Below are 471 nucleotides of genomic sequence, written 5' to 3'. Positions count from 1 at the left end.
AAGGCGGGACAGATGACTGGGGTGAAGTCGTAACAAGGTAGCCGTAGGAGAACCTGCGGCTGGATCACCTCCTTTCTAAGGAATAAAACGGAACCTACACATCGAAGAAACTTTGTTTAGTTTTGAGAGGTTTACCTCTTAAAACTTTAACCTATAAGACGCTTATTTGGGCCTATAGCTCAGCTGGTTTAGAGCGCACGCCTGATAAGCGTGAGGTCGATGGTTCAAGTCCATTTAGGCCCATATGGGGAATTAGCTCAGCTGGGAGAGCACCTGCTTTGCAAGCAGGAGGTCATCGGTTCGATTCCGTTATTCTCCATTATCAACCGGAAGGTTGATAGAGTTTGTACTTTGAAAACTAAATACTATCTAATTTCTTTATTAACAAAACAATAAACCGAGAACACCGCGTTATTTGAGTTTTAATTAACGAATTATAATCGCTAACTCAATTAATCAGACAATCTTTGA

At 41.4% G+C, this 471-nt stretch carries 2 tRNA genes and 1 rRNA gene; all 3 read left to right on the top strand.

The annotated features are described in order from the left end of the window. Positions 1-75: ribosomal RNA gene (locus tag CBG10_RS09530) — 16S ribosomal RNA — on the top strand; the annotation flags it as partial. Positions 76-168: 93 nt separating this feature from the next. After that, a tRNA-Ile gene (locus CBG10_RS09525) sits at positions 169-243 on the top strand. Between the two features lie 3 nt (positions 244-246). Beyond that, positions 247-319: transfer RNA gene (locus tag CBG10_RS09520), tRNA-Ala, on the top strand. Positions 320-471: the final 152 nt, after the last annotated feature.

The organism is Limosilactobacillus reuteri (assembly GCF_002254085.1).
Taxonomy (GTDB): Bacteria; Bacillota; Bacilli; order Lactobacillales; family Lactobacillaceae; genus Limosilactobacillus; species Limosilactobacillus reuteri_K.
Note: the sequence above shows the minus strand (reverse complement) of the source record. Positions and strands in the feature narration are given on the sequence as shown.